Below are 8,012 nucleotides of genomic sequence, written 5' to 3' on the forward strand. Positions count from 1 at the left end.
ATGAAAACTTATATATTAAAAAGTACAATACTTTTACTAATTATTGGCGTTATTTCTTCGTGTGATACTTCAAAAACCTCAGAAAAGGAAATTGAAGTTGTTGAGGAAAACAACAACCTTATTGAAATTACTTCAACTCAATTTAAAAATTCCAACATGGAATTAGGTACAATCTCTTCTCAATTATTTTCAGAAGGAATTAAAACAAATGGCTACATTGATGTGCCGCCTGCAAATAGAGCGAAAGTTACTGCAATTATGGGTGGTTATATAAAAAAATCATCGTTATTAATTGGAGATTCTGTAAAAAAGGGGCAGTTATTACTTACCATGGAAAATCCAGATTTTATTCAAATTCAACAAGAATATTTAGAGATTTATGAAAAATTAAACTATTTAAAATCTGAAAATAGCCGTCAGAAAACACTTTTTGAAGAAAAAATAACTTCACAAAAAAATTATTTAAAAGCGGAAAGTGACTATAACAGTGCTCAAGCTATTTACAATGGTTTAGAGCAAAAATTACGTTTAATGAATATTGATCCACTAAATGTAAAACAAGGGAAAATAACATCTACAATTTCAATTTATGCTCCAATAGCTGGAAGTGTTTCAAATGTTTATGCGAGTTTAGGTGAGTTTAAAAATTCTTCGGAAGTTTTAATAGAAATTATAAATGACAATCATAAACATTTAGAGTTGATCGTATTTGAGAAGGATATCTTAAAAGTAGCTGAAGGACAAAAAATTATGTTCAATATTCCAGAATCATCATCAAAAAGTTTTAATGCAGAAGTTCATTTAGTTGGTAAATCAATTGATGAAAACCGAACAGTGAGGGTACACGGCCATTTAGAGAATGAAAATGAACCTTTTTTAGTTGGAATGTTTGTAGAAGCCGAAATTATTACAGATTCTTACCAGAAACCTGCTTTGCCAATTAGCAGTCTTCTTGAAGAGGATACAAACTATTATGTATTAGTTCTAAGAAGTAAAAATGAGAATTCATATGAATTTGAAAAAGTAAAAATATCTATTGGAGCTAAAAATGAAGAGTGGGCTGAAGTTCTAAATTTAGATGTAAATAATAAGGAAATTCTTATTAAAGGAGCTTTTCTGCCTCTAGAATAATTTTTGTTAAATTAAACTTAAAATTAAATTAAACCCATTACTATGGATTCTGTTTTGTATTTTTGTACAAACATAAAAAACAAAAAATAATGGCGAACAATGGACAATTACAATTACCAAAATCTTTAATGCCTCTGATTTTTGCTGGTATTATCTTAATCATATTTTTATCAAAATCTACAGTAACTATTGACGCTGGTGAAGCGGGTGTTTTATGGAAACGCTTTGATGGTGGTGTAGTAGTAGATGAGCCACCTTTAGGTGAAGGTTTTCACATTGTAGCACCGTGGAATATAGTCTACGTATATGAAGTACGTCAACAAGAATTATTTGAAAAAATGAAAGTACTTTCATCAAATGGATTAGATATTATTTTAGAAACTTCAGCTTGGTATTTACCAAAATCTAATGAATTAGGAAAATTACATCAAGAAATAGGTGAAAATTATTTAGAAAGGGTTATTAAGCCTGCTTTAAGATCAGCTGCTCGTAGTGTTGTTGGTAGGTATACACCAGAGCAACTATATGCAAGTAAACGAGATGTAATTCAAAGTGAAATTTTTGATGAAACGAAAAAAATTCTTGAAAATCAGTATATTCAGTTGAATGAACTCTTGGTAAGAGATGTAACTTTACCATCAACAATTAAAGATGCTATTGAGCGTAAATTGAAGCAAGAACAAGAATCTTTAGAATATGAATTTAGATTAGTTACAGCAGCAAAAGAAGCTGAGAAGCAAATTATTGAAGCACAAGGTAAAGCTGATGCAAACAGAATCTTAAGTGCCTCTTTAACTGATAAAATTTTACGAGATAAAGGAATTGAAGCTACTTTAGAGCTAGCAAAATCACCAAATAGTAAAGTTGTTATAGTGGGTAGTTCAAAAGATGGTTTACCTTTAATTCTTGGAAACCAATAAAACTAAAATAATAAACATAAAAAAAGGCAACTAATTCTAGTTGCCTTTTTTTATGCAAAAAATCTAATCTCTAATTGTACTTCCTTTTTTTATTGCCTTATGATTTTCATAACACAATAAGATAGCTTCAATTAGTTGCAAATCACTCGCCGTTTTAATAAAATAATCTGAATAATTACATTCATTCAATAATTCAGTTAATTCTTGAGCATTTAAATCTAAATACTCCATCATCAATTCTCTATTAAATTTACCTTCTAACATTTTACGTAAATTATCCTCATTACGTAATTTTTTCAGTTTTTTTAATTGTTGTGGTTTTTTTCCAAACATATTATAAACAAAATCAATAGGTTTAAATAAGGCATCTATTGGAGAGGTATAGTCTCTTCGGGCACGTGTTCCAACTTCATAGGTTTGTTGTAAACCAACAATATGAATCCTTGAATATTTATCTACAGGTACATTTTTTGCGTCAATTTCAAGCACACCAATAAGCTTATGAGATTTAACAACAATTTCTTCTAATTCTTCAACTCGTTCATTTAATTCAATCACTAATTCATTTCCTTTTAATAAATCGTTTGTAATTTTTAATTTAATTGATTGAAAACCTACATATGATATATAAATAGTATCGTTAACTCTTGTTGCTAATTCAAACTTGCCCTCATCATTAGAAATGGTACCTACAACAGAATTTAAATTGAATAAATTTGCTCCTTTTAAAGGAGTGTTATCCGCATTACTAACCACTTGACCTCTTAAAAATATAGCTAAATCAATATTTTTTATGGTATCATTAACTTTAGGCTCTTGCGAAAATGCTTTAATACTAATCAATAATAAAGCAATATAAAGTATGTTTTTTAGCATATGCAATTATACTAATTATTACTGATAATTTTGTTAAATAAAAGTAAATGTTATTATGAATATTTATAATAAACTCAATTAGTTAACCTAAAAATTAGTTTCTGCTATTTGGGATTGTGTACTAAAAATTTAAGTAGTTTTGCAAATATGGTTTCAGAAATTCAATTACGAATAAAGCTTCAAGAAGTTGAAGAAAATAATATTTTACAAAAAGAGGCTTCAAAGCTCTTAGGCATTTCAATAAATGAAATTACTGCAATAAAAGTTTTGAGAAAGTCTATTGACGCAAGAAAACCTCAAATTATTTTTAATTATAAAATTGCTGTTTATATTCAAGAAAAATTACCAGACACTTCTGCTTATACTTTTGATTATAAAGATGTTTCTTCGGCTAAAGAAATTCACATTATTGGCTTTGGACCCGCAGGAATGTATGCTGCATTGCGTTGTATTGAACTAGGTTTTAAGCCTGTTGTTTTAGAGAGAGGAAAAAATGTAAAAGATAGAAGGAGAGATTTACGAGCTATCAATCAGTTTCATGTTGTAGATAATGATTCTAACTATTGTTTTGGTGAAGGTGGTGCGGGTACCTATTCAGATGGTAAATTATATACACGCAGTTTAAAACGTGGTGATGTTCGTAAAATATTTGAAAATTTGGTTTTTCATGGTGCCACAGAGCAAATTTTGGTAGATGCACATCCTCATATAGGAACTAATAAATTACCTAAAGTTGTAAAAAATATTAGAGAAACCATATTAAAGTTTGGCGGCGAGATTCATTTTGAAAGTAGAGTAGTAGACTTTATTATTAAAGATCATAAAATAAAAGGTATTCAATTACAAAACAATATAGAAATGGCTGCTGATAGTGTTATATTAGCTACAGGTCATTCTGCAAGAGATATTTACTATTTACTAAATAGAAAAAATATTAGACTAGAAGAAAAATCATTTGCCATGGGTGTTAGAGTAGAACATCCACAACAAATTATAGATTCTATCCAATATCATTGCAATGGAGAGCGAAACGAGTTATTGCCAGCCGCCTCCTATAGTTTAGTTCAGCAGGTAAAAAATAGAGGTGTATATTCTTTTTGTATGTGCCCTGGTGGATTTATAGTTCCTGCAGCAACTGCCAAAGGAGAAGTGGTTGTAAATGGTATGTCACCATCAAAAAGAAATAGTAAGTTTGCCAATTCGGGGATAGTGGTTGAAATTAATGTTGAAAAAGATATTCCTAAATACAACCATTTTGGTGCGTTGAAAGGTTTAGAGTTCCAAAAGGATTTGGAAAAAATGGCTTTTAAAGCAGGTGGTGAAACTCAAACTGCACCGGCACAACGATTGACAGATTTTGTTGAAGGAAAACTATCTGCAAATTTAAATACAACATCATACCAGCCAGGCTTAAAATCTGCTCCTTTACATAGCTTACTTCCAAATTTAATTGGTCAACGATTAAGAGTCGGTTTTGAATCCTTCGGAAGAAAAATGAGAGGTTATTATACGAATGATGCCAATGTAATTGGTGTTGAATCCAGAACATCTTCTCCAGTGAAAATTCCAAGAAATGAAGGGTTAGAGCACCCTGAAATAAAGGGTTTATTTCCTTGTGGTGAAGGAGGAGGTTATGCTGGAGGTATTGTTTCTGCAGCTATGGATGGCGAAAGATGCGCAGAAGCAGCAGCAGCTTCTAGGTAATTTTATTCATTTCAAAATTCTAGGTTACTTCTAATTTTTCTAACCCGAAATTTTCATATTCTTTAGTTAAAACAATATTTTTAATTCTCTCAATTGTTTCACATAATTCTGTGAATGAGTTATAAAGAGGAGCAATACCAAGTCTAATATTGTTTGGAGGTCTAAAATCTGGGATAATTATTTTTGAATCGTCCTTCGGAGCTATCATTGCTCTATTGATTCGATACCCTTCAGCATGCTGAATTGAAATATGAGAACCTCTTAATTCTGCTTCTATTGGTGAAGCGATTGTAAAACCTAGAGGTAATAATTCATTCTCAATTAATTCTAATAAGAAAGTACTTTGCTGAACACTTTTAGCCCTCAAGTTTGAAATTCCAGCATCAAGCAATATATCTAATCCAGGCTCTATTGCTGCAAGGGATAAAATAGAAGGCGTACCAATTCCAAATTTTTGTATTGAGTTACTAGCCTTATAATTTAAGTCAAAATCAAAAGGTTTCTTATGACTAAACCAAGACCAAATAGGATTTAATAATTGTTGTTGTAATTCCTTTTTTACATATAAAAAAGCAGGTGATCCTGGGCCTCCATTCAAATATTTATAAGTACAACCTACTGCCATATCTGCATTTGATTCATTCAATTTTACCGGAACAGCTCCGGTGGCATGTGACAAATCCCAAATAATAAAACTATTATTTTTATGAGCTAGTTCGTTCACTTGCTTCATATTATACTTAAAGGAGCTTTTATAAGTAACATAACTTAATGTTATTAAAGCAGTTTTAGCTGAAATTGTATTTTGAAGTGTATCATTATCAATCGTTAATCCGTCTTTAGTGTTAAGAAGTTTCAGTGTATGTTTATTGAAATGATTTTCTATCATTCCTTGTAACACATATAAATCAGTTGGAAAATTTAATGAATCTGAAACGACTTCAAACTTATCTTTATTTGCTTTTAAAGCAGCAAAAACTAACTTATATAAATTTAAAGAAGTAGAATCACCAATAAAAATTTCATCAGGCTGAGCACCAACTAAAGAGGCTATTTTTTTTGAAAGTTTAAATGATAAATCCATCCAATTTTCATTCCAACTTCTTATCAAACGGTTTCCCCATTGATTTTGAACTAAATCAGTTGTAACTTCTATCGTTTTCTTTGGAAGTTTCCCCAATGAATTACCATCAAAATAAATTACTTGTTCATCATTTACAAAATGATTTTTAAAATGAGATAATTTATCCTTTTTATCTAATTCAATAGCTTCTTTAAAGTACGTCTCCATTCCCTAATATTATTAATTAAATTTTGATTTTATAATTTCCTGAACCCATAATCGATGCATTTCTCCTGAAAAATGTAATTCATCTTCGGCTATAAAATTTAAATTATCTTTAGCTAATCGAGAGATTGGAGTAATGTTAACAAATAAAACTCCTTTTCTCAGGGTTTCTTCTTTTTTAACTGCATTAAATGCATCTATCTCGTTTGCAATTTTTTCGGTATCTCTATTTTGAGCAAAAGGACTTACGCCCCAATCAGGAATAGAAACCACCACAACATTTTCTGGTTTGTTATTTGCAAATTTAATAGCTGTCTCTAACAAATCAATGAATTGAATTCTAAATTCTTCAATGGCTCGTCCTCTAAATTGATTATTAACACCTATTAGCAAACTTACAAAATCATATTGTTCATTTATTTCTTCTAGGTCAATCGCAGCTTTTAGTTCATCGGTAGTCCATCCAGTTTTTGCAATAATTTTTGGAGGGTTATATTTGATATCCATTTTATTTAGTTCATCTACTAAAATAACAGGAAATCTATCTTTTTCTAAAACACTTTGTCCAATTGTATAACTGTCTCCAAGTGCTAAATAAGTTTTGGGAGTTTCCATAACTTCAATAGTTTCTATGATTGTTGGTTTTGTTTGTTCTTTTTGATTACAACTGAAAGATGTAACAACAATAAATATGAGTATTATTATTTTTTTCATTCTAATTCTAGTATTTATTTATAAAATCTAAAATTAGAATAATTAACTAAAAGAATAACTATTTGAAGGAATAAATTATAAACGAACTTTTAAATTTTCACAAAAAAACGTAAAATTATTTCTATGATATATCAATAATGAATAACGATGTAATTATAGATTTTTTTGAAAATTATTTAATTATGATTTTGAACTCAATTGATTTTTAAAAAAAAACTAGTCGGATTTTAAAAATATTTAAATCCGACTAGCTCTAGAAGTATTATTTATTTGGTGCTGATGAAGAATCCTCACCTATTAATAATGGAGCTTTTCCATCGGTAATAATTAGTTTACTATTTGGCGATAAAGAAAGTTTACTAAATGCTTCTATTGTTCTAAGTTTAATAATCTCACTTGTTAATCCTTCAGCAAGTATTTTTTGAGCATCACGCTCTCCTGTAGCGTCGATTATTTTTCTTTCTGCTTCCAGTTTTGCTTGTTGAATAATAAATTCCATTCGCATTGCGTCTTGTTCCGCTTGTAATTTTTGCTCAATTGAACTAGCTAACCCCACTGGCAATTGTATACTCTTCATTAGAACAGCAATAAGTTCTATTCCATTCGCTTGTTTTTGTAAGTTAATCAGCATTTTACTTTTTATTTCTTCTTCTATTTTTGCTCTCATTCCTGAGTGCATATCTTTAGCATAAAATTGTGCACAAACATCCGAAGATGCTGATCTAAAGACACTAGTAATTACAGACTCATAATCTTGTCCTAAATTTTCTAGAATAGTAGGTATTTTTGCGAGTTCTAGGCGATATAGAATAGAGATTTCTGACATAACACTTAAGCCTTCTTTTGTTGGTAAAGGTAAAATTAGCTTTATATTATTAGTTTTTGTTGACTCCTTTACTACTTTACTTACAAGAGGGTTGTAAAATACAGTACCTTGTGTAATAATGTTATCAGAAAATTTACCTAAAGTCTGTTTTACACCTGCTTCACCAGGTCTTACTACCGCACAACTAGAGGAAATTAGTAATAAAAATAATCCGAGTGCATAAATTGAATTTGATTTCATAATATTTATTTGTTAAGATTTATTAATTAATAGTTTTAAGAAATTTTATTGAGAATACAAACGATATATGGCTACAACTTTAGCAAACCGTTAATACTATCAAAAAATTCTAACACAAATATATTTAAGTTTAATCATATAAATATATTTATATATTATATGATATATATTAATATAATTAATGTAAAAATTTACTAACCTACATAGCATTGTATTCAAGAATATGCACGTGCCCCATAAGAACAATCAATATTATTCGTAATTGAGTCTATGGATGGTACAAAGTGATGCTTAAGTTCTGCCTATGCCATAT

7 protein-coding genes are annotated in these 8,012 nt (G+C 29.5%); 3 read left to right on the forward strand and 4 right to left on the reverse strand.

The genetic code is table 11. The features are described from left to right. Together HKP59_RS06385 and HKP59_RS06390 are read left to right on the forward strand one after the other, a co-directional pair. Positions 1-1,131: an efflux RND transporter periplasmic adaptor subunit gene (locus HKP59_RS06385; protein ID WP_291804646.1), complete on the forward strand. Its 1,131-nt coding sequence runs from the start codon at positions 1-3 to the stop codon at positions 1,129-1,131. Positions 1,132-1,220: 89 nt separating this feature from the next. After that, a complete protein-coding gene (locus HKP59_RS06390) occupies positions 1,221-2,051 on the forward strand; it encodes a prohibitin family protein (protein WP_291804648.1) in 831 nt (276 codons plus the stop codon). A gap of 63 nt (positions 2,052-2,114) precedes the next feature. Here the strand turns inward: HKP59_RS06390 and HKP59_RS06395 are convergent, their stop codons facing one another. Continuing rightward, positions 2,115-2,927, reverse strand: coding sequence for a carboxypeptidase-like regulatory domain-containing protein (locus HKP59_RS06395; protein WP_291804650.1), 813 nt, complete (start codon positions 2,925-2,927; stop codon positions 2,115-2,117). A 147-nt stretch (positions 2,928-3,074) separates the two neighbouring features. On the opposite strand from HKP59_RS06395, the gene HKP59_RS06400 reads away from it, so the two are divergent. Next, entirely contained in the window at positions 3,075-4,631 is a 1,557-nt protein-coding gene (locus HKP59_RS06400; RefSeq protein WP_291804652.1) for an FAD-dependent protein, read from the forward strand. Between the two features lie 19 nt (positions 4,632-4,650). Here HKP59_RS06400 and kynU read toward each other — a convergent pair whose 3' ends face one another. The 3 genes from kynU to HKP59_RS06415 form a co-directional block, all read right to left on the reverse strand. Continuing rightward, positions 4,651-5,922 (reverse strand): kynureninase, encoded by a 1,272-nt coding sequence (gene kynU / locus HKP59_RS06405; RefSeq protein ID WP_291804655.1) that lies wholly within the window; start codon positions 5,920-5,922, stop codon positions 4,651-4,653. Between the two features lie 12 nt (positions 5,923-5,934). Further along, positions 5,935-6,633 carry an SGNH/GDSL hydrolase family protein gene (locus HKP59_RS06410; protein ID WP_291804656.1) on the reverse strand — a complete coding sequence of 233 codons (699 nt, stop codon included), beginning with the start codon at positions 6,631-6,633 and terminating at the stop codon, positions 5,935-5,937. 262 nt (positions 6,634-6,895) lie between these two features. After that, positions 6,896-7,699 carry a prohibitin family protein gene (locus tag HKP59_RS06415; RefSeq protein WP_291804658.1) on the reverse strand — a complete coding sequence of 268 codons (804 nt, stop codon included), beginning with the start codon at positions 7,697-7,699 and terminating at the stop codon, positions 6,896-6,898. Positions 7,700-8,012 lie beyond the last annotated feature (313 nt).

It is taken from the genome of Lutibacter sp. (assembly GCF_013041805.1).
Taxonomy (GTDB): Bacteria; Bacteroidota; Bacteroidia; order Flavobacteriales; family Flavobacteriaceae; genus Lutibacter.